Source organism: Trinickia sp. NRRL B-1857, from assembly GCF_050470685.1.
Taxonomy (GTDB): domain Bacteria; phylum Pseudomonadota; class Gammaproteobacteria; order Burkholderiales; family Burkholderiaceae; genus Trinickia.
In genome coordinates, this window is record NZ_JBFLUK010000001.1 from 2,700,722 (window position 1) to 2,722,111 (window position 21,390).

Annotated in this window: 13 protein-coding genes; 3 read left to right on the forward strand and 10 right to left on the reverse strand. The window is 61.1% G+C overall.

Annotated elements, in window-relative coordinates:
- Window positions 1–371: 371 nt before the first annotated feature.
- The 4 genes from AB1286_RS12050 to AB1286_RS12065 form a co-directional block, all read right to left on the reverse strand.
- Window positions 372–1,931: a methyl-accepting chemotaxis protein gene (locus AB1286_RS12050; RefSeq protein ID WP_430363499.1), complete on the reverse strand. Its 1,560-nt coding sequence runs from the start codon at window positions 1,929–1,931 to the stop codon at window positions 372–374.
- Between the two features lie 327 nt (window positions 1,932–2,258).
- A complete protein-coding gene (locus AB1286_RS12055; RefSeq protein WP_430363500.1) occupies window positions 2,259–3,548 on the reverse strand; it encodes an MFS transporter in 1,290 nt (429 codons plus the stop codon).
- 158 nt (window positions 3,549–3,706) lie between these two features.
- Complete coding sequence (locus AB1286_RS12060) at window positions 3,707–4,522, reverse strand: fumarylacetoacetate hydrolase family protein (protein WP_430363501.1); 816 nt, start codon at window positions 4,520–4,522, stop codon at window positions 3,707–3,709.
- Window positions 4,519–5,739, reverse strand: a complete 1,221-nt coding sequence (locus AB1286_RS12065; RefSeq protein ID WP_430363502.1) for a pyridoxal-phosphate-dependent aminotransferase family protein — start codon at window positions 5,737–5,739, stop codon at window positions 4,519–4,521. The genes AB1286_RS12060 and AB1286_RS12065 overlap by 4 nt, the downstream gene beginning before the upstream one ends.
- A 172-nt stretch (window positions 5,740–5,911) precedes the next feature.
- Here AB1286_RS12065 and AB1286_RS12070 point away from each other — a divergent pair, with 172 nt between their 5' ends.
- The gene (locus tag AB1286_RS12070) at window positions 5,912–6,631 is read left to right on the forward strand and encodes a GntR family transcriptional regulator (protein ID WP_430363503.1); all 720 of its coding nucleotides are present in this window, start codon (window positions 5,912–5,914) and stop codon (window positions 6,629–6,631) included.
- Window positions 6,632–6,780: 149 nt separating this feature from the next.
- Here the strand turns inward: AB1286_RS12070 and AB1286_RS12075 are convergent, their stop codons facing one another.
- From AB1286_RS12075 to AB1286_RS12095, 5 genes are all read right to left on the reverse strand, one after another.
- The gene (locus tag AB1286_RS12075) at window positions 6,781–7,695 is read right to left on the reverse strand and encodes a DMT family transporter (protein WP_430363504.1); all 915 of its coding nucleotides are present in this window, start codon (window positions 7,693–7,695) and stop codon (window positions 6,781–6,783) included.
- Window positions 7,692–8,618, reverse strand: coding sequence for a DUF6024 family protein (locus AB1286_RS12080; protein WP_430363505.1), 927 nt, complete (start codon window positions 8,616–8,618; stop codon window positions 7,692–7,694). Before AB1286_RS12080 ends, AB1286_RS12075 begins: the two co-directional genes overlap by 4 nt.
- Complete coding sequence (locus tag AB1286_RS12085) at window positions 8,611–8,997, reverse strand: NUDIX domain-containing protein (RefSeq protein ID WP_430363506.1); 387 nt, start codon at window positions 8,995–8,997, stop codon at window positions 8,611–8,613. Before AB1286_RS12085 ends, AB1286_RS12080 begins: the two co-directional genes overlap by 8 nt.
- Window positions 8,994–9,743 (reverse strand): hypothetical protein, encoded by a 750-nt coding sequence (locus tag AB1286_RS12090; RefSeq protein ID WP_430363507.1) that lies wholly within the window; start codon window positions 9,741–9,743, stop codon window positions 8,994–8,996. The genes AB1286_RS12085 and AB1286_RS12090 overlap by 4 nt, the downstream gene beginning before the upstream one ends.
- A gap of 80 nt (window positions 9,744–9,823) precedes the next feature.
- Window positions 9,824–10,426 carry a TIGR00730 family Rossman fold protein gene (locus AB1286_RS12095; RefSeq protein ID WP_430363508.1) on the reverse strand — a complete coding sequence of 201 codons (603 nt, stop codon included), beginning with the start codon at window positions 10,424–10,426 and terminating at the stop codon, window positions 9,824–9,826.
- Window positions 10,427–10,520: 94 nt separating this feature from the next.
- On the opposite strand from AB1286_RS12095, the gene AB1286_RS12100 reads away from it, so the two are divergent.
- Both AB1286_RS12100 and AB1286_RS12105 read left to right on the forward strand, forming a co-directional pair.
- The gene (locus AB1286_RS12100; protein WP_430363509.1) at window positions 10,521–11,435 is read left to right on the forward strand and encodes a LysR substrate-binding domain-containing protein; all 915 of its coding nucleotides are present in this window, start codon (window positions 10,521–10,523) and stop codon (window positions 11,433–11,435) included.
- Between the two features lie 238 nt (window positions 11,436–11,673).
- Entirely contained in the window at window positions 11,674–12,270 is a 597-nt protein-coding gene (locus tag AB1286_RS12105; protein ID WP_430363510.1) for a nucleotidyltransferase domain-containing protein, read from the forward strand.
- Between the two features lie 193 nt (window positions 12,271–12,463).
- Here AB1286_RS12105 and AB1286_RS12110 read toward each other — a convergent pair whose 3' ends face one another.
- On the reverse strand, window positions 12,464–21,364 hold the full coding sequence (locus AB1286_RS12110) for a putative Ig domain-containing protein (RefSeq protein ID WP_430363511.1): 8,901 nt from the start codon (window positions 21,362–21,364) through the stop codon (window positions 12,464–12,466).
- Window positions 21,365–21,390: the final 26 nt, after the last annotated feature.

Consider the following 21,390-nt stretch of genomic DNA (forward strand, 5'->3'; position numbering starts at 1 on the left):
GATCCGGTTAGCGCGAAAACAAAAAACGATGCGCGGACTCGATGCGGGAGTCGGCGCTGCACGCAAGATATCGGGGCTAGGTTTCATTCGAATGACGACCCGGAATGTTCATTTGAACATTCCGGGGTGCGCGAGGTCCGCTGGCCGCGGCTATGCGGCGACCGGGCTCAGTGTGGTGAGGTGCAGCGTCACCCGTGCGCTTGCGGCATGACCCGGTGATGAGAGGGCGCGGGCGGGGAGCCAAGCGCGCCAAATTGTGTTTCCGCATTCCCGTCCGGGAACGCGCCTACCGAGGCGGCGTAGGCCCCAGTCGTTAATTCGTTAACCGGGCACCCCTTCGAATGCCCGATCCACCTATCGGTGCGTTCCGCTCACCCCGCAACCCGAAACACCCCCACCGCCTCCGACAACCTCCGAGCCTGCTCCTCAAGCGATCCCGCCGCGGCGGCGGCCTGTTCGACGAGCGCGGCGTTTTGCTGCGTCACCTGATCCATCTGCGTCACGGCGCGATTGACTTGGTCGATGCCCGTGCTTTGCTCGTCGGCGGCCGACGCGATCTCGCTCATGATCGAGCTCACGCGCGCAATCGAATCCACAATCTCCGTCATCGTCGTGCCCGAGCGCTCGACAAGGTGAGCGCCCGACTCGATGCGCACCGTCGATTCGTCGATCAGATCCTTGATCTCCTTGGCCGCCGCCGCGCTGCGCTGTGCAAGCGACCGTACCTCGCCCGCCACGACCGCGAAGCCGCGCCCTTGCTCGCCCGCGCGCGCCGCTTCCACCGCGGCGTTCAACGCGAGAATGTTCGTCTGGAATGCAATCCCCTCGATGACGCCCACGATCTCCCCGATGCGACGCGAATCGCCGACGATCCGCTGCATCGTATCGACCACCTCCCGGTTCAGATCGCCACCTTGCGTCGCAAGGCCCGACGCACCCTGAGCGAGCGAACTCGCGTGCTTGACGTTATCGGTCGTCTGCTTGACCGTCGACGTGAGCTGCTCCATGCTCGCCGCCGTTTCTTGCAGCGACGCGGCTTGCTCCTCGGTGCGCTGCGACAAGTCGGCGTTGCCTGCCGCGATTTCGCTGACGCCTGTGTCGATCGCCACCGTGCCTCGGCGTACACCCTCGACCGTGGCGATCAATGCCTCTTGCATCTTGCGCAACGCCGCTGAGAGCCGGCCCATCTCATTGCCGCTTGTCACTTCCACGCGCCGGGTGAGGTCGCCCGCGGCGATGCGCTCGAACTGCTCGATCGCGTCGTCGACAGGGCGCACGATCGCACGCATCAGCATCACGCGCGCGAGCCACGACATCACAAGGGCGAATGCCATGCCGATCGCTACGCCACCGGCGACGTAGGTAAAGCGTTGCTCGGCGTCGTTATAGCGCTCCTCGCCATGCGTGAGATGCAATTTCTCGAGCGCCTGCATTGCTTTTTCATAGCCGTTGTAGAGCGAGGGCAATTTGTGCGATTGCAATTCCAAGAACGTATTCTTGTCGCCGGCTTTAAGCGCAGCCATCGCCGGTTCGACGCCTTGATGCAAGAACGCATCGCGCTTGTCGTTCATCTGATCGAGCAGGCGCTTGCCGTCTTCGTCGTCGCCCGCGATGCTGACGTAATGCGATAGCAACTTATTCGATTGCTTCAAATAGCTATCGAAACGCGTCAATACGGCGGCGGCGCCGGTCGCATCGTTCAATTCCGTCAGAGACGAATAAGTCGCCAACGCCAGCCGCAAGCGCAGTAATTGCTCTGCGCTCCCTTCCAAATCGGCTACTGCGGGCGTATCGACTTGATACATCTGCTCGAGCGAATCATTGCTCGCACGCAGCGAAAGCAGGCCGCCCGCCGCGCCGATGAGCAGCACAATGGCCACAAAGACGACAAAATAGGTAAGCGATGCCCTAATCGACAACTTCTTCAACATGACTGGTTCCTCATAGGCCGTCGTCCGAGTGCAATGAAGGCACTCGCGGCGGGCGCGTTGCTGAGCGGATCGACCGCGGAGGCGGTTATAAGCTGATCGGCAGCGCAACTCGAAACTTAATGGTTAACGCGTAAAAAAAGTACTGAATTCCAATATGTGGAAGATGACGCTGAGATTTCAATGCGAATGCGAGCAATTGGTGCTACGGGTCATCGAAAAATTGTGGTTCTTGTAAGGAATCAATTGTTCGGAATCGGTAAATAAAAAGCCCCGAAATAATTCGGGGCGCCAAAATGTAAAGCAGCTACGCTGCCGGGGCGGCGCGACTCAAACGAAGTTGCCGATTCCCGACGCTTTGGTGCCGCCGTCATCCGTGCCGAGCGGACGATCGGGCGACATCGTGAACGACAGCACGATGCCGATCGCCATCAGCGCCATCGATACGATGAAGGGCAGATTCCAATTGCCGGTCTTGTCGATGAGCCAGCCGCCGATGACGGGGCTCACGATGGCGGCCAGCGCCGAGCCGCAGTTCATGATGCCGCTGGCGATGCCCGAGTGTTGCGGCGCGATGTCCATCGGCACGGCCCACATCGGACCGATCGTCATCTCGTTGAAGAAGAAGCCGGCGCTGAGGCAGAGCGCCGCGACCGTAATCGAGATGTTCGACATCAGAAGGATCGGGGCGAGGGAAATCAGTGTAAGCAACATGCAGACGCCCACCATGACGTTGCGCGCCATGCGCACGTTGCCGCTCCTGCGCAGGAGTGCATCGGTGACCGAGCCCCCGAGCCAGTCGCCGAGTACACCGGCGAAAAACACGCCCGAAGCGAACAGCGCCGATTGACCGAGCCGCAAGTGGTAGTTGTGCAAGAAGTACTGCGGGAGCCAACTCAGAAACAGCCAGAGAACCCACCCGTAGCAGAAGTAGACAGCCGTGACTGGACTCATGCGCGCGAACAGCAAGCGCCATGGCGCCCGCACGCGTGCTTTGCTGCCGGAATAGGCGGCGAGCTGGCCGCATTCGGTATCGGTGATGCGCGGGTGATCGCGCGGATCGTCACGGAAATACCAGACCCAGATGAGCGCCCAGATCAAGCTGCCGATGCCGGTAATGATGAATGCGCCGCGCCAGCTCGTCGACACCATGAGCCAGACGATCAACGGCGGGGCAACTGCGTTGCCGATGCGCGAGGCGGCGTGCGTGATGCCTTGCGCGAAGCCGCGCTGTCCGCTCGGCATCCAGTTCGACATGGCACGCGTGGCGGTCGGGAACGTCGCGCCTTCGCCGAGGCCGAGCAGCAGTCGCGCGGCGATCATCGACGCGAACCCCGTGGCCATACCCGTCAGGATCGTCGCACCGGCCCAGACGATGCCGCAGACCGCGAGCGTGCGGCGCGGACCGAAGCGGTCGCCGACCCAGCCCCCGATGATTTGGAAAAGGAGATAGGGGTAAGCGAATGCGGAAAATACTAGGCCGATCTGTATGTGCGTGAGATGCAACTCGGCGCCGAATGCGCTGGCTGCGGTACTCACGTTGACGCGGTCGACATAAGTGATGAGGTACATCACGCACAACAGCAACAGCACGCGCATGGTGGCTCGACGAAACATCATCGGTCTCCTTAGGTGGACGGGCGCAACGGGGCGTCCGCTACAACTCGATCGAGTACGTCACTGCTCGGGTACGGCTACGGCTCGGCGCTAGCGAATCGGCGAAGCGTCGTTGTGTTGCGAGTCGACTTGGGACAGGTCGGCCCAAGGTCAGATCAAGGTCAGCTCAAGGTCAGTTCGACCGTCGGCAGTCCTTCGATCTCTCCGCGCGCGACGCCCGCGCCCGCGGGAAAGTGAATGCCGGTGTACGAACCGCAGGTCAGCACGGTGCCCGGCGCGAGATCGAGCCCGCGCGCGACGCAGTGGTTGACGAGCCAGTGCGGCAGCCAGCGAGGATCGCCTGCGGGGTTGGCGGGAGGCGCATGCGCGATGTCGACGCCGTCGAACGTGAATCGCATCGGCGGCGAGACGATCGGAAAATGCGTGTCGAACTTGGCGTCGTACGGCACACCCTCGCCGACGACAAGCGCTCCGTTGTTCTGCAAGTCCGCGAGCTGCCATCGCTTGTCGATGTTCGGCCATTCCGTGAAGCGGCTCGCGACCACTTCGATCGCGGCATGCACGCTCGTAATGGCGTCGCGTACGGCCGCTTCGCTTTGCGGACCGTCCTTAGCGCGTAACCCGCGGCCGAGCATGAAGGCTACCTCGAGCTCGAGCCCCGGCTTTGCGTAGCGGGCGCGCGCAAGCGTCGGCGCCCCGCGATGGACGTCGCAAGCGGGCAGCGGCGCGCCTTGCGCGGGACCGGCGGCCGATTTGGCGCCGATCTTCCAGCCGCCCGCCACTTGCTTCATCTCGCGCAGCATCGCGTCCTGCACGGCATACGCATCGTCATCGGTCGCGGGCGTGAGACCGTCGGCCAATTCGACGATGCGCGCATCGGGACCCGACGCTCGTGCGCGCGCAAGCATGCGCGCCAATCGGACGATGCGTTCGTTGCGCCCGGCTACGAGCGCGACGTCTTTTGTGGGCGCCGTCATGCCGCCACCCCGTGTGCCGGCTTCACGGCGTGTTGCGTCAGATGATCCATCGCGGCCAAGACGCCGCTGCCGGCTAGCGTAACGCCTGCGAGCCGCAGGCCCATTTCGCAGCCCGAGAGCGTAGCCATCAGCGTGAGGTCGTTGCAATCGCCGAGGTGCCCGATGCGGAACATGCGCCCTTTGAGCTTGCCGAGCCCTGTGCCGAGCGACATGTCGAAGTGTTCGTAGATGAGCTTGCGCACGGCGTCGGCATCGACACCCTCGGGCATCACGACGCCCGTCAGCACGGGCGAGTAGACGGCCGGATCGGCGCACTGGATCTCGAGGCCCCACGCCGTGACGGCGGCGCGGCACGCGCCAGCGAGCCGTTGATGGCGTGCGAAGACGTTGTCGAGCCCCTCCGCGAGGATCATCTCGATGGCTTCGGCCAGCCCATAGAGCAGGTTCGTGCTCGGCGTGTAGGGCCAGTAACCGTGCTTGTTCATTTCGACGATCTCGCCCCAGCCCCAAAACGCGCGCGGCAGCTTCGCCGTCTTGCTCGCTTCGAATGCCTTGGGCGAAACGGCGTTGAAGCTGATTCCGGGCGGCAGCATCAAGCCCTTCTGCGAGCCGGATACCGTGACGTCCACGCCCCATTCGTCATGCCGGTAGTCAGCCGACGCGAGGCCGGAAATCGTATCGACGAGCAGTAGCGCAGGATGTCCGGCCGCGTCGATCGCGCGGCGCACGGCGGCGATATCGGAGGTGACGCCCGTCGAGGTTTCGTTATGTACGACGCACACGGCTTTGATCGCGTGGCCCGCATCGGCGCGCAAACGCGCTTCGATCTGATCGGCCTGCACGCCGCGACGCCAGCCTTCGGTTCCGGGCAAGCCGAGAAACTCGGGCTTAAGTCCCAAGTTCTCGGCCATCTTCTTCCAGAGGGTGGCGAAATGCCCTGTTTCGTACATGAGCACGGCATCGCCGGGGCTCAGCGTATTGCTGAGCGCCGCTTCCCACGCGCCCGTACCGGACGCCGGATAGATCACAACGGGTTGGCTCGTCTTGAAGATCTTGCGGATGCCTTCGAGCACCTTCAGGCCGAGCGCCCCGAACTCCGGTCCGCGATGGTCGATCGTCGGCAGGCTCATGGCGCGCAAGATGCGATCGGGCACGGGACTCGGCCCGGGAATTTGCAAAAAGTGGCGACCGGCAGGGTGGAAGTCGAGCTTCAACATGCGTCGGGCCCTCCTTTTGAATTTTGAATGCAAAAAACTTTAACCGATGTTTTCGTCTGAGGGAAGCAAAAAAGGGGACAGGCGAGGATCGGGACTCGGCTAGGCTAGAAAGGCGCCTGATGGCGGTTATGGGTCCTGTAAAATCCCTGTCATCGAAGTGGGGGAGGTTTGCATGCAAAATACGAGCGCACCCAGCGCCGACGTCGTGCCGCTTTTGCCGAAAGTCGAGCGCCAGCAGTTGCACGATACGGTTGTGGATCATCTGCGCACCTTTATCGTGGAGGGGTTGCTCGTGCCCGGCTTGAAGCTGAACGAGCGCGAGCTGTGCGAACGACTGGGCGTATCGCGTACGCCGCTGCGCGAGGCGTTCAAGGTGTTGGCCGTCGAAGGCCTCGTCGAGTTGCTGCCCAATCGCGGTGCGATCGTGTCGCAAATGAGCGAGGCTGAGATCCGCGAGATGTTCGAGTTGATGAGCGGGTTGGAGGCGTTTTCGGGCGAACTGGCTTGCGAACGCATTACGGCCGCGGAATTGGCCGAGATCAAGGCGTTGCACTATGAAATGCTCGCCTGCCACGCGCAGCACGACCTGCCGGGCTACTACGCGCGCAATCGCGCGATTCACGATCGCATCAACGAGGCAGCGCGCAATTCGGCGCTGCGCCAGATCTACGTGTCGACGAATCGTCGTTTGCAGGCTTTACGGTTTCGTTCGAATTATTCGGCGTCGAAATGGGAAAGCGCGGTCCGCGATCATGAGGAAATGATTCGGGCGCTCGAGGCGCGCGACGGCAAAAAAATGGCCGCGATCCTGCGCGGGCATCTGCTTGCTAAACGCGACGCAGTGCTGGGGCAGGCAGCCGCGCAGCAGGCGGCTGAACGCGCTGAGGGGTAGCTCGGGCGTTGTGTTGCTTGGCGCCGGGCTCGTCGGGTGATGGTCTACGCTACACCGCGGATACTTAGTCGTCGATCTTGAGATGAGTACGATCCAACGGAACGAATCGGGTAAAGCGCTCGACATTGCGAGCCGGCGCGATGAAGCAGTTACGCATCTGCTTGCTGCCGCTGGGGCCGAGGCTGAACTCCCTGTGTCGCGCCGCGCCCTGCATACAAAGTCACCGCACTATGGGCCACGAGTGCCAGAACAACTATTCCACCCCCCACCAGGGCATAGCGCGTAGGGGTTTCTCCGAGAACGGCCCATATCCAAAACGGCCCCAACGTCGTTTCCAGCAATAGAAACAGTCCGACCTGGGGCGCCGGCAAATAACGCGCCGCCGCTGCGATCAGGCCGAGGGCCGAGGGAACTAGCAGCGCACCCTCTCCAATCATCAAAATCAACTTGTGAGCGCTCGAGAAATGGAACACTGGTACAAAGGGGGCGAGCGTGAGCGCTACCAGCAGCCCACCCCATGCGGGGGTAAGCGCCAAATTTGCTTGCGAGCGTCGTGACAATAGAAACGCGCCCGCCATAGATAAGGCCGTTACCAAAGCGAGGCCGTCGCCCAGGCCAACGTGTGCCTGCTCGGAGAACGTTGGCCACACTACAACAATAATTCCGCCCAATGCACCGGCGCAAGCCAGCCAGGTTCTAAGTGGCGGCCAGTCTCGATAGAACACGCCGGCACCTATTGCCGCCCAAAATGGCGCAGTTGCGATGATCGTCAGCATGTTCGAAATGCTGGTCGTCATCGCGCTTAGGACGAAAGTCACCGATGACAATCCGTAACACGCGGCTATCGCCAATTCGATTCGGCCCAGCGCGATACCGATGCACCCGGACCTTCGACGCATGACGAGCGCTCCGATGGCACCGGCGACAAACATCAGCCCCCCCCGCCAAAAAGCGACCTGGAGCGATTCGCCATCGATCGAGCGCAGCAGCAATGTATCGAAACTCAGCAGCATCGCGCCGAGCAAGGCGAAATAGAGTCCCTTCCGAGACTGTGCTGCGTTCATGGCTTTCCCCCTATAAGAATTGATATCTGTCGCTTAAGGACGGGGGCGCAATCGATTGGCGTGTCATCGATAGCACCGCGTATGGCGCCGGAAATTCGGACGACGTTTTGCTCGCGAAAAAACTTCACATGGAGTCCGACGCTAGCGCAGGCGGTTGCAGCACGTACGGGATCGACACCGCGCATGCAAATGAAAGGCAATCTCGCACCAATGGGCGTCAATACGTCTATTTCTGCCGTTTTGAGCGCCGCTCGATCGGCTTCGTCGATCTCGAGAGTCATCAAGTTTGTGAGCCGGCCATCGAGTAGTTGAACACGGGCAATCGCATGCTCGAGCAAGGATAGAGAGCAAGCTCCCGCCTCCGCGACTTCGGCGTACGTCCGCAGGCCGGAAAAGGGCACGTCTCTGCGAATCGCCAACAGGCCTAGGCCCGCGGAGATACCGGCATGTTTATGTAGTGAGCAAAGAACGATATCGGCATGCAAGCCTGCCCGATGGTGGACAACCGTAGCGAAGGATTGCGCTGCATCGAGAACAGACGGCGCCGCTGCGACGGAAGACACAGCCGAAACCCTTCCCGAAAGGGGATCCACGTGTGTCAGCAGCGATGTTTTCAGCATGTCTGCAACACATGGCCATGACGGCAACGCCATATATGGCGAATACGCATTCGGGGCGATGCGCAGCGCAATGCCATCTGACGCGAGCCCCGCCATGGCTGTCATTACTCCTTGCGTAGTATTCGAGAGCAAAAACAGATCATGCTCGATGGCCAAACTCTTAGCGACCAAGGCCTTCAATTCGTTTCGCAGTGCCGAGCAGGCGCGGTAGTAGCCTCGCTGATCTCCGCCTTGCAAATCGGGATGGAGCGCAGCCGCGTCTTCGTGCCGAGTCGCTTCGCCACGGTGGGGCGTTCTATCCATCAAGCAGCCCGTCACGGATAAGTTTGGGGATGACGCAATGGGCGAAGACCGAGCCGACGGCCTCTGTCTCGCTGCCGCGTATCCATTTAAGCTCCTCGATTTCTGAACTGGGCGCGCATGCGCCGGAGACCGCGACAATCCAGGTGTAAATCCGGATCATGGAGGCCTCATCCGCAGCGGGCCGCTCGTATGTGCCGAAGGGCTCAGCATCGACCAACTCAACGCGGAGTTCTTCGCGTAACTCGCGGCGCAAGCAAGCGATAGGCGCTTCCCCCGCAGAAATTTTCCCCCCAGGCGAAATAAAGATCGATGCGCCCCGCTTGCGCACGACTAGAAGGCGGCGCTCGCTTAGGATAATTCCCGCGCACTTCTCGATCATACGAGTTCACTCAAGGAGTGACCGACGACAGTGTTCTGCGCCGGCGATCCGCTCATCATGCCCGGGCCAATCGTCTTGCGGTGTTCGCCTGCTTGACCAATAAGCAACTCGATGATGTCGCGACAAATTCCCTCTTTTCTTTCGAGGTACGACAGAATGATCTCATCCGATGGCGTCGAAAAGCTGTCGGCAAAGATCGAAATGCCCTCAAGCGATTTCGTCGAAACACCAAGCTGCAAAAGGCGGTACTTCACGTCGTCGACAGATTGCGCAAAATCGTAAATCGGGCTTCGGTAGGAAATTCCGTATTCTTTCATGAAGTTGACGAAATAATCTTTCGCAATCATGCGCTGCTCAGGGAACTCCTTTTGGTAGGATGCTATCCCATCGTTGATTACGCTGATATTGTTTCTCTTGCAATAGTTAATGACGTGTGCATGTATGGCAATCTTTTCGCCGAGAAGAACCAGATTCTTCTTGTCCCTGATGATGTCGTCTTCTAGGGTAGCGATGGCAATGCTGCGAAATGCACCGCTTATGTCTTCAACCACATGCTTAATGACCAATTCGCCGAATCGGTGCTTCAGCTCCTCGACCCGATACGACAAAATGCCGCGATGAATCGAACACCCGCTGTTTGCACTAAATAGATGGACAGGGATTCCCCGCAACATCAACAAGCAGGCCGCGAGTGTACTATCACGGCCACCCGTAAACATAACCAACTGAGGTGATGTAGTCGTCATCAAAAAACTCCATTTTTCGATTTTTAAATATGAATACCTTCTCTCTCTAGAAGGTCTTGATGAAGATAGATCCGAAACCGCTAGTCGCTTAGCTGACCAGAAAGGAATGCGACTACCTCGTCCGCATTATCGCAAATACCAATCGAATCGATTTCATTTACTGCGATTAACCCGGATGAAACCGGATGGGTTCGGAGCCACTGGAGCAGCCCACCCCAAAAAACGGAGCCCACTAAGGCGACCGGCCTCGCCTCCAATTTCCCGGTTTGCATAAGCGTTAGAATTTCGAATAATTCATCGAGGGTGCCCATTCCACCCGGCATGATGACGAACGCATCCGAGCATCGGCAGAAAGCAAATTTACGTGTAAAAAAGTGCTCGAACGTCAGAGAAATATCCTGGTGCTCGACATCGAGCGGTTCGAATGGCAGCTTAATGTTGAATCCGATGGCTGGCGATCCCCCGGCACGCGCGCCTTCCAGTGCCGCCCGCATGATTCCAGGGCCGCCGCCCGAAATGACGGCGTATCCCAGAATGGCCAATTTATACGCAACCTCTCGAGCCAACTCAAACACACTTGAAGTAGTAGCGACGCGTGCACTACCGAATATGCTGATAGCAGTGCCCAATCGCGCAGAGACTGCGTGCACATCCCGGAGTTCCTGCACGACTTCCGAATACATTCTTCCTCCACGTGAAACGCATAAATTCCTGTAGAAGCTTGAATGTTAAAATGAGCGCCCGTCTGTACGTGAACGAAATTTCTAAACATGTGCTGTGAAAAAAATTAACAATCCAATAATGCGCCTGCCTGTGATCCGAGCTTTGTTGAGTTTCGAGGCGGTCGCGGAATATTCGAGCTTTTCTAGTGCGGCGGCATCGATCGGGATGACCCACGGAGCAATTAGTCATCAGATGCGCACGCTCGAGGAGTGGCTCGGGCAGCCTGTTTTCGAGCGGCACAGTGGGGGCGTGCGACTCACCCATAACGGCGAACGCCTTCGTCAAGCATGCAAGGAAGCGTTTTCCATCTTAGAGCAAGAGTGTCGGCAAATCCGATCCGGTGCCGCCGCTCAGTCTCTATCGATCGCGTGTTCGACAACGTTTCTCGCTCAGTGGCTGCTACCGCGCATCGACCAATTTGCGAAAGAGCAACCGAATCTGCTGCTGCATTTCCAGACCCGGACGACGGTCGATGCGCTCCTAGCGGGTAAAGTCGACGTCCTGATTTTGAGCGGACACACTTGCTCTCCGGCGCCGGGTGTTGGCATTAAGCCATTGGCAACGGACCACATAGGCCCGGTCTGTTCGCCAAGTTGGCCGACTCCGCCTACTACCCTCGCGCAGATGGGCGACGTCCCGCTTCTGCACGCGACATCGCGGTTGGATGCGTGGAGCGAATGGGCCGATGCCGTCAGCCTCAAGCGAGATCTCTCTGGCGGCACTGTATTCGAATCGCTGTCGTTATCAATTGAGGCCGCGAAAGGGGGGCTTGGCTTCGCGATCGCACCTGAGTTCCTCGTTCGGCACGAGATTTGCAGCGGCACGCTGCTCGCTCCGTTCGGCTTTTCGGCCGTTGACCGAGGCACATGGATTTACACGCGAGAGGCTGAAGGGCAAAGCTCGAAGAGTGCCGCCTTCGTCGATTGGCTACTCACTGCCGAACGGCCTCCGAAGCAGGAAAGTCCCTGATGCGGAGGCGGTGGCGACAATGGACCCGCTCTTCAACGTGGAGGCACCCGAAGGCAAAACTGCGGCTCGGGGTGGCGAAAACCGCTTCGTGTGTAGCGGATTTTGCTGCGATTATGCTTTTGCGTTTGTGATTGCAGGGCCAAGGACGACCATGTGCCGTTTGTCGTCCAGGCCAAAACGCAACGAACGACGAGGCAGTTGTGGGCTGTAGCAGAAAAAGCTACGTCTGTAGCCATATATGCTTCAATCACTTTCATCGATCCTCTTTAGCGAATATCGCCGGCGTGTGCTGGGCCTCTTGCTCCTGCATCCCGAGTTGCGCTGTCACGTCCGCGAACTCGCCCGGCAGACGGGGACTTCCGCCGGGACGCTGCACAAAGAGCTATCGCGACTCGCCCAGGTAGGCATTTTGAAGCGGACGGAGGAAGGAAAGCAGGTCTACTACGGTGCAGACCGCGACTGTCCGATTTTTGAAGAGTTAGCGAGCATTCTGCGCAAAACATCCGGCGTGGCAGATATTCTTGCGCAAGCTCTAGTACCGGTCGCAGGCAGGGTGAAGGTAGCGGTTATCTTCGGTTCGGTCGCGAGACGCACGGAGCAAGCGGGCAGCGACGTAGACGTTCTCTTGATCGGCGATGTCGGTTTCATTGAGGCTGTACGCCTCTTCCATCCGGTGCAATCCACGCTTGGCCGTGAAGTCAATCCGAAGATATATAGCTTGGCCGAATGGCGAGCGAAGCTGACCTCCGGTGATACTTTCGCTCGTGATGTACTAGCTAAGCCAAAGATTTTCCTGATTGGAAGTGAGCATGACCTTACAGAACCTCCTGGGTAGAACGCTAGACTCCGTGGTGCCGAGCCGTGACGCGGTCACGCGTCTGCTCTGCCGCCGAACGTAACCCGACCGACGCCGAGCTCCCGGCGTTGAGTGCTGAGAACCGTTTCGACGCAGCCGGCATTGATCCGCGATAACGCCGATTGCCCCCGCCGCCCTCCAAGGAGGGCGGCGGGTCCCGCTACTTACTCTTTTAATGCCAGTTGGCGGCCAACACCGGCTGCAACGCTTGCCGCTCGTTAGGCGTCAGCGCCGTTTGCCCAGCAGCCGGCGGCCCGAACGCCGCCATTGCCTGCACGAGCTTGTCGACGTTCACGTCCGAGAGGACCTTCCCGTCGCCCGCCGCGATCTGGCAGTGCTCAGGCGCGCTCGCATACCAGTTCTTCAGCCGTACCTTCTCGCCCGAACCGATCACATCGATCTGCAAATCTTGACCGATGTGCTCGAACCAGAGGCGATCGGAAGCCACATCTGCGCCAAACGCCAACTTCGATCCGAACCCGGACCCGAACGCCAGATCGTAGTGCCCATGTCCGACGTTCACGGTGGTAAAGCCGCTCTTCATCGTCACCGTGTCGGTCCCGTCGCCGAGGTTCAGCGTCGTGAACGTTCCCGCCGTCGCGATGGCATTGGTGCCGGTGCCGACGGAGACGTTATTGAACGTGCCCGTCGTCGCGATCGTGTTGTCGCCGTTGCCGACGGTCAACTTCTCCGACGAGCCCCCGAGCACCACCGAGTTCTTGCCGTTGCCGAGCACCGCCGTGGTCGACCCGCCCGTGAGCAACACAGTGTGATCCCCATCGCCCACGGTCATGTGGTTCATGAAGCCGCTTTCGAAGATCGCAGCCTGTTGCGCTGCCGGAACGGAAATCGTCTGGAAGTTGCCCGACGCATTGGACACGTTCGGCTCTAACAGCAAGTTCATCGTCGTATTCGCCGAGAGCCCGCCCATATCGGTCGCTGTGATCTTCACGCCTAACATGAGCGCCTGTTGACCAGTCGGCGTGCCGCTGAACGTATGCGTCGTGGGATCGAACGCAAGCCAGCTCGGCAGCGGACTGCCGTCGGCCAACGACGCAGAGTACGCCAACGTATCTCCCGCGATCGGTTCGTTGAACGTCGTCGCGGGCAGCGTGAAGGTCCACGCTTTGCCGAGTTGCGCCATTTGATAGACGGGCGCTCCGGCCGTCGGCGCCTGATACGTCCCGTTGATCTGCATATTCAACGTCGTGCTCGCAGCGCGGCCGCCTTGGTCGATCACGGAAATACGCAGCGTCAAAGGACCCGTCGTTTGGTCGGTCGGGGTACCGACGAACGTCTGCTTCGCCGGATCGAACGTCAGCCAGCTAGGCAGCGGTTTGCCGTCCGCAAGCGTCGCCGAGTAGGTCAACGTATCGCCCGGCGCCGGCTCCTTGAACAGATTCGCCGGCAGCGCATAGTGCCAGGCCGTCCCTGCCGCAAGCGTCTGCGAGGAGAGCGTCTGCGTCACCGTCGGATTTTGCAGCGGCGCATTCGTCGTGACGTTCAGCGTCGTGCTGGCCGAAAGTCCGCCCAAGTCCGTTGCCGTCACGCGGATCGCCAAGTCGCCCGTCATGCTGGCGGGCGGCGTGCCGGCGAAAACCTGCTTCACCGGATCGAACGTGAGCCAAGCGGGCAGCGCCGTGCCGTCACCGAGCGTCGCACGGTAGCTGAGCGTGTCGCCGGCGACGGTCTCGGTAAAGAGCGAGGACGGCAGCGCGAACGTCCACGCGGAGCCGGCCGTGATCGTCTGCGCGGCAACCGTCCCACTCACCGTCGGGGCGGTATAAGTAGGTCTGACCTGCAAGCTCAACGTCGTGCTTGAGGCCATGCCGCCCATGTCGGTCGCCGTAATCTTGACGCTCAAGCTGCCCGTGCTTTGGTCCGTCGGCAAGCCCATCAGCGTCTGCTTCGCCGAATCGAACGTCAACCACGCAGGCAACGGCGAACCGTCCGCCAGCGTCGCGCTATAGCGCAGCGTGTCGCCCGCGACGGCTTCGCTGAATAGTCCAGCCGGCAGCGCGTAGGCCCACTGCGCTCCGGCAGCAACCGTCTGCGGCTGGAGCGATTGAGCCACGGCCGGCGCTTGATACGTCGGCACGACATTGACGCCGAACGTCGTGCTCGTGAAGAGCCCCGTGCCTTCGGTCGCAGTGACCTTCACCGAGAGGGCCTCCGTCGTCTGATCCGTCGGCGTGCCGCCGAAGGCTTGCTTGATCGGATCGAACGTCAGCCAAGCCGGCAGCGGATCGCCGTTTGCCAACGTAGCCGTATAGGTGAGCGCATCGCCTGTATGGCCGGGACTGAACAGCCCCGCCGGCAACGCATATTGCCAGGCGCCGCCGGCTGCAACGGTCTGCAATGCGGGTGCCGTCCCCACGCTCGGCGCCGACGGATTTTGCGTGACGTGCAATGTCAGATTCGAGCTCGCGCTCTTGCCCGCCATATCGGTCGCGGTCACTTTTACGACGAGATTGCCGATGTTCGCAGCATCCGCCTTGCCCGCGAACGCTTGCGCGATCGGGTCGAAGTGCAGCCAAGAGGGCAACGGATCGCCGTTCGCAAGCGTTGCCGAGTAGCTCAACGCATCGCCCGCAATCGTCGCCGAAAACAGCGCGGCAGGCAGCGCATACGACCATGCGGTGCTCGTCAGTACCGACTGTTCGATCGAGCCGGCGGTCGCCGTAACGGCACCTTGGTTGACGATCGTCGCAATTGCCGATGCGGTGAGAGTCTGCGATCCGATTGTCACGGAGCCCACGCCCTTGCCGCCGAATTGACCGGAAACGATCACCTGCGTGGCATCGGGCTGGCCGGCATCGAGTGTGATCGAAAGATCGTTCCCGAGCACCGCGAAGCGAACGCCGTTCGCCTGCGCGCCTTGAAGCGTCAGCGTGTCGTGTTGACCGGCAACGGTCTGAATCGTCTTGACGCCGCCCACCTTGCCGACGACGTAGGTGTTGTTACCTGCGCCGCCGATCAGGATGTCGTTGCCGCTGCCCGCGATAAGCGTGTCATTGCCGTCTCCGCCCAGCAAAACGTCGTTGCCGGCATTGGCGGTCAAGACATCGCCGTTGTTGTTCGCGGTGCCGACGATGTCGGCGTTGCCCGTCAGCGTCAGACGATCGATGTTGTCGCCGAGCGCATAGTCCACTGACGATTGGACCGTCACGGCGCCATTGGTGTCCCGCGTCGTCGTGATCCCCGTATTCGATCCGATGACGTTGGCATCGGTGCCGAGCGTCGTCGGCACGGGCGCCGGTGAAGACGAGTTCGGCGTAACGGTCGAGCTGACCGGCGCAGTCACGACGCCGGCCTGGTTGGGCGCGGGCGGCGCGAACACGAAATCCGACGCGCTCAGTTGCGACGGATCGAGCGCATCCAGATAGGCGAGTTCCATCGGTGCGCCCGCCGTCCCGAGCGACACGCTGCCGATGCTCGTACCGTGGATCTGCACCACACCGTTGATCGTCGCGCGGTTCTTCTGCGCAATGACGAGGTCGCCGAAGCTCGAGATTCCGAGTTGCGAAACGTCGATCTTGTCGATGCCGTGCTTGAAGCCGCGCAACGCATTTTGGTAGTTCGCCACGCCGCTTTGCTTCGCGACGACGAACAAATCCGATGTCGCCGAATCGTGGCTATAGACGGTGCCCGCCAGCGAACCGACCATTTGACCGTTGACCGTCGCGTAGCTCACCCCCTTGGCGCCGCCCGAAAGCGTGACCACGCCGTTTCCGCTCGGCGGCGTCGTCGCCGAGCCGCCGGCGGTGACATAGGCCGACGGTGCGACGAACGTGTCTTGGAACGTGAACTGCGCGGCACCCAAATTGGCCAATGTCTGATTGGTCAGCACGATGCGTTGGCCGTTGCCGAGATCGACCTTGACGTCGGCGCCTTGCTGCGTGAGCACAAGGTCCTTGAACGATTTGCCCTTGAAGCCGACGAGGTCGATGGTCTCACCGCGGCTCGCGGTGAAATTATCGATGGTGTCGAGCCCAGCATCGCGGCGATGGACGACGAACAAATCCTTGCCGGCTCCGCCTACGAGCCGATTGCTGCCGCGCCCGCCGTCGAGCATCGCATCGGCATCGCCCGCGACGAGCGTATCGTCTCCGTCGCCGGTGACGATGTTTTGAATCGTGCTCGGGTTCTTGATCGTCAATGCCGATCCGCCCAGGCTCGCGACGCCCGTCTTCAGGTTGATCGTCGTATTACCCGAAACAGCCGCCGCGTCGATCGTGTTACGGCCACCAGCGACGCCGTTGAGTGCATCGTCGAGTACGCCATGGCCGGCATTGGCGAGTACGGCGCTCTTGTACTCGTCGGTGTAGAAGTACGTGTTGTCCGCGCTGGCCTTGCTGCCGTAAAGCCGCAGCGACCAGTTGTTCAGCGTCACAGGCTGACCCGTGGCCGTATCGGTGACCTGGAGCGTCCAATTGCCTGCCGACGTTTCGCCCCAGTCGTGCGTCGACATGAACGTGTACTTGAACGCGCCCGTTTGCATGCTGCCGACGTCGCTCGCCTTCGCCCCGGCCGTGCCGTCCGGCACCTTGCCTTCGCGATCGAGCAGCACGCTTTCGGTCCCGTTCGGTCCGATCAATTTGACCGTCAGATCGCCGAGGCGGCCGATGTTCGCGTCGAAGTCGATTTCGGCATGCTCGACGCTGAGTCCGCCGTTCATCGCGATCGACGACGATAACGTCTGACCGGCCGTCACGGTCTTCGCGAGCGCGCCGCTCGATGCCGAATAGACCATCTCGTTGGCACCCGTGCTTTGCGTCATCCACGTCTCGGCGAGCCGGACCGCGGCGCGCGCATCGACTTCGCCGAAGCCGTAGTCGTTGCTCGCGTGCATGCCGCCGCCGTTCCAGTTGTGCGCGCCGTTCTCGCTCCACCGGGTGTTCGGATCGTTCACCTTGCGCGCCGACAAGGCAAGGATCTCTTGCACGTCGCGATAGCCGAGATTGGGATTGGCCTGCAACATCAGCGCGGCGATGCCCGAGACGATCGGCGTGGCGAAGCTCGTGCCCTGCATGTCGCTGTAGTTGCTGCCGAACGTCGAGCCTTGATCGGTGACGACGATTTGGCTCGTGCTGACGACGTTGCTCCCCGGCGCCGACACGAGCAAGCTCGCCCCCGGATTCGAAAACGGCGCCGAACCGATTTGTAGCGTGGAGAGATCGCCCTGCGCATTGATAGCGCCGACTTCGATCGAGAAGCGGTTGTTGTTCGTGAGCGAGCCTTCGGCGCTGCCGCCCGTTGCGCGCGCATTGCCGCCGGCCGCGACGATCACGGTGCCCAGTCCGCCGCGGCCATTGTCGGCCGCGTACTGCGCGTTCGACAGCAGCGTGCCGGCCACGTCGAAACTGCTGCTCGGCAGATTGCTGAGGCCGAAGTCTTTTTCGAAGTCCCAGCTATTGTTGGCGATGTCGTAGCTGACCATGTGGCCCAGGCCGCTCAGATCGCTGCCGTTGTTGGCCAGATAGTAGCCGGCGAGCGTCGCGTCATAGGCCACGCCCACGCCGCCGCTGCCGTTTTTGGCGGCGACCATCACACCGGCGACCATCGTCGCGTGGTTGGAAGTGGCCGTCGGCAGCGTTCCGTTCGCACGTTGCGTTTCGAGCCACGCCGGATCGACGTTCGGTGCGAGATCGGGGTGGTTGTAATCGAAAATCTCCGGCCCAACCGCGAATTTGCCACCCGGTTCGAACTGGCCGATATGCACGCCCTTGCCGGTGTAGTCCTTCCATACCGGCAGGACGTTCGTGTCGCTCAAATACCATTCCTGCGCCGCGAGCGGATCGGTCGGCACCTCCGGCGTCAGCAGCGTGGCGGTAGCGCGCATCGGTGCCGTTTGACCGTTCGCGAGGCTTTGGACCGTAGCCGAGCCGTTGCCCGCGGCATCGGCCACGCTGTACTTGAAGCTCATGATGCCGGTGAACGTCGCGTCGGGCGTGAACAGAACGTCGCCCGCTTGCGTGAGTTGCACCGTGCCGCCGATTGCGTCGCCGATGGCGGCGATATGGAGCGGCCCGTGGCTGTTCAGGCGCTGATCGTTTGCCAGCAGTTGCGCCGCCGCGATAAGGTGCGGCTGGGTGCGGTCGAAGACGTGACCGCTCTTGTCAACGGTCAGCGAATCGGCGACGGGCATCGGATTGGGCAAGGTCAGATCGACCGCCGAGATATCCGAGAAATTGAGCTTCTGAATGTTTTTCAGGAAGACGGTGCCGTCGCGGTTCGGGATCTTGTCGGCGACCCAGTAACCGTCGTCGGTCTTAACGATGCGATAGTCGCCGTAGCTGCCGTGGAAGCTGACGACGTTCGTTCCGCCGCCGCCATCGATGATGGCGTTGCCTCGGCCGACCGTGATGACGTCGTTGCCCGCGCCGCCGAAGATATGGTCGGCGCCGCCGCCGGCGTTGATGATCGTGTCGCCGGACGCTGCGTAAATCGTGTCGCCGCCCGGGCCGGCGTAGATGACGGCCTTGCCGGTTCCGCCGATGATCGTATTGTGGCCCGAGCCGCCTACGATGACGTCGTTGCCGGCGCCGCCGATCAACGTATCGGTGCCGGAGCCGCCTTTGATGAAGACACTCTGGCGGCCGCCCGAGACGATGACGTCGTCGCCGCGTCCGCCTTCGGCGATCGTCAAGCCGGCTTGCGCCATGTTCAGCGTGACGCCTCGGTCGCCGACGATGATGGCCGTATCGCGGCCGCCGTTGCCGTGAATGTTGCGCGCGTCGTCCTTAGCGCTGATGACGAAGACGTCGTCGCCCGCGCCGCCGATATACGTGTTGCTGCCGCCGCCGCCCACGAGCCAGCTGCCGGTTGCGCCCGCGATCAGGGTGTCGTTGCCGCTGCCGGCGTAGAGGTTGCTGACGCCGAGTTTGCCCGCATCGAGCGTCTCGTTGGCGGTGCTGGTACTGGTGTATGCGGTGGTGGTCGTCTTTCCGGTGGTCGACGTGACGACCGTGCCCATCCCTTGAGTATTGAATGTGCTGCTGACCGGGTCGCCGAGAAAGTCGACGGCCAGTGCCTCTTGCGTCTTGCCGCCTATCGTGAACGAGCCGTGCGCGAGCACTTCGTTGCCGTCGCGCGTTTCGCCCGTTGCGGCAGCGGCGGCTTTCACGTTGATTTGCGTGATGCCGAGTTCGTCCAGCGTCTTGAATTCGCCTGCTTCGACCTTGCCGTCGTGGTTCGCGTCGACCCACACGCGCAGCTTGCTCCAGATCGCATCGTTTTTGTCGATGATGCCGTCGCCGTTCTTGTCTTCGCTCGCGAGCGCGGCGAATGCGTCCTTGAACGGTGTCTGGCCGGGGCCGCCGTTGCTGCCGGCCTTTCCGCCGTAGTACTCGGAGAACATCTGACTGATGTCTTTGATCTGACCGCTGCCGTCGTCGACGACTAGCATGCCGGTCTTGCGGTCGGCCCAGCCCGTACGTTTCAGCGTGCCGCTGTGATCGGTGTCGAACAGGACACCGTCGCCGATGTTGGTCATGTGTGCGCCGTTACCGCTTAAGTCGAGCAGCAGCGGATCGACGTAGGTGTTGTACGTCGTCATCGCCGATAGGCCGTTGAGCGTGGCGGCGTTGATGAGTCCCGCGTTCGGATTCGTCAGCTTTTCCGGGTCGACGTAGAACTGCGAGAGGTAGGTGTTCGGACGCGCGTTCGGATCGAGCTGAACTTCGCCGGGACGCACGCCGCCGGAAGCGAAGCTCGCCATCTGCGACGAAGCGAAGTCCGTCTTGTTCAGCGTGTTGTTCCAGAAGGCGATACTGCTCGTCGGGCTGACGGAGACAAAGCCGTTCGAAGCGCTTTCGGCGAGCTGGTTTTCGTTCTGGATCTGCGTCTGCGGTTGCGGGTTGGGGTTGGTGTTGATGTCGATGAGGTTGGTCGGCGCCACTAGTGCCGACGCCGGCCGATTGATGACCTGGCCGGCCTGGATGTAGTTCGGATCCGTAATCTGCTTGTTCGCATCCAGATAGTCTTGCAGCGGTACGTTGTCGCGTTGGGCCAGCGACCACAAGCTGTCGCCGGCCTGAACCACGTAGCTCGCGGACGAGCTCGCCACATCCGGGTCGCGCTTGTGCGTGATCGTCGTCACGAGCGGCGCGCCGCCAGCCTGTGCGACCGCGGACGTCTCGACCGTGCCGGTATTGTCGCTTACGAAACTGCGCGTCGAAACCGGCGCTCCCGCGGACGTATAGCTAATTTGAAACTGGTAGGTCTTGCCCGCGCCGTCGGCTTGCGAGATGACCTGTATGAACTGGCCCGTTTGGGTGTCCCGCGTCCATACCATTTGACCGCTGGGTCCATTCGGCAGCACGATGCCGAGTGGGTTGCCGTCCGGCGCATTGCCGGCCGCCAAGTTCCTCGCGATCGTGGCGCTGGTATCGCCGGACGGCGTTGTAGTCTGAGAAAACTGACCCAAGGTGGGCTGCGTACCCGCTAGCGCACCGCCGCTTTTGTACGTCGGGTCGTTTGCTTTGATCCCCGATTGCAGCAGGGAGATTTGCCTTGTGATCTGGTCGGAATAGGCGCCGGACGTATCGGCGCCCGTACGCTGATCCGAAGATTTAAGACCGTACTGTGCAAGCAGGCTCTGCGGGAGCATGTTAGAAGTGAATCGTCCGCCCAAAGGCTGTATGCCGCCTGCTTCCAGTACGCTACGCGCGAAATCGGTGCAAACGTTCGAGCCGGAGCCGACGAACGCAGCGAGCGCAGGATCCAACAACGTCGGCAAGCCGCTCAATCCGTTGTATGTCGTGGTCGTGTCGTTGGCGGCCTTCGAGGCATACGTCAACATGTCCAAGTACTGCTTTTCAGTCACTTGAAACGTGTTGGACCACGTAAAGTCGTGCGGCGCGGCGGATGACGTGCCGTTTTGGTTGATCTGTTTCGAAGCGCTGTCGTCTCGGACGACGCCGACACCATAAGGCGCCGTATGGACGGGGTAATAGCCGATCGTGATGTCGGCGCGTCCAGGCGCACTCAACGTAACGAAGGCATGGCCAATCTCGCCTTTGAGTAGCGTTGGCTCGATCTTTAGCGTTGCTGTGTAGGAATTGTTGCTCAATTTGATTTCTTTTTATTGATGTAGTT

Coding starts and splice junctions, on each gene's coding strand:
- AB1286_RS12105 (WP_430363510.1), top strand. CDS start 11,674: ATGCTTCAATCACTTTCATCGATCCTCTTTAGCGAATATCGCCGGCGT.
- AB1286_RS12060 (WP_430363501.1), bottom strand. CDS start 4,522: ATGACGGCGCCCACAAAAGACGTCGCGCTCGTAGCCGGGCGCAACGAA.
- AB1286_RS12095 (WP_430363508.1), bottom strand. CDS start 10,426: ATGTATTCGGAAGTCGTGCAGGAACTCCGGGATGTGCACGCAGTCTCT.
- AB1286_RS12080 (WP_430363505.1), bottom strand. CDS start 8,618: ATGGATAGAACGCCCCACCGTGGCGAAGCGACTCGGCACGAAGACGCG.
- AB1286_RS12065 (WP_430363502.1), bottom strand. CDS start 5,739: ATGTTGAAGCTCGACTTCCACCCTGCCGGTCGCCACTTTTTGCAAATT.
- AB1286_RS12070 (WP_430363503.1), top strand. CDS start 5,912: ATGCAAAATACGAGCGCACCCAGCGCCGACGTCGTGCCGCTTTTGCCG.
- AB1286_RS12085 (WP_430363506.1), bottom strand. CDS start 8,997: ATGATCGAGAAGTGCGCGGGAATTATCCTAAGCGAGCGCCGCCTTCTA.
- AB1286_RS12090 (WP_430363507.1), bottom strand. CDS start 9,743: ATGACGACTACATCACCTCAGTTGGTTATGTTTACGGGTGGCCGTGAT.
- AB1286_RS12055 (WP_430363500.1), bottom strand. CDS start 3,548: ATGATGTTTCGTCGAGCCACCATGCGCGTGCTGTTGCTGTTGTGCGTG.
- AB1286_RS12075 (WP_430363504.1), bottom strand. CDS start 7,695: ATGAACGCAGCACAGTCTCGGAAGGGACTCTATTTCGCCTTGCTCGGC.
- AB1286_RS12050 (WP_430363499.1), bottom strand. CDS start 1,931: ATGTTGAAGAAGTTGTCGATTAGGGCATCGCTTACCTATTTTGTCGTC.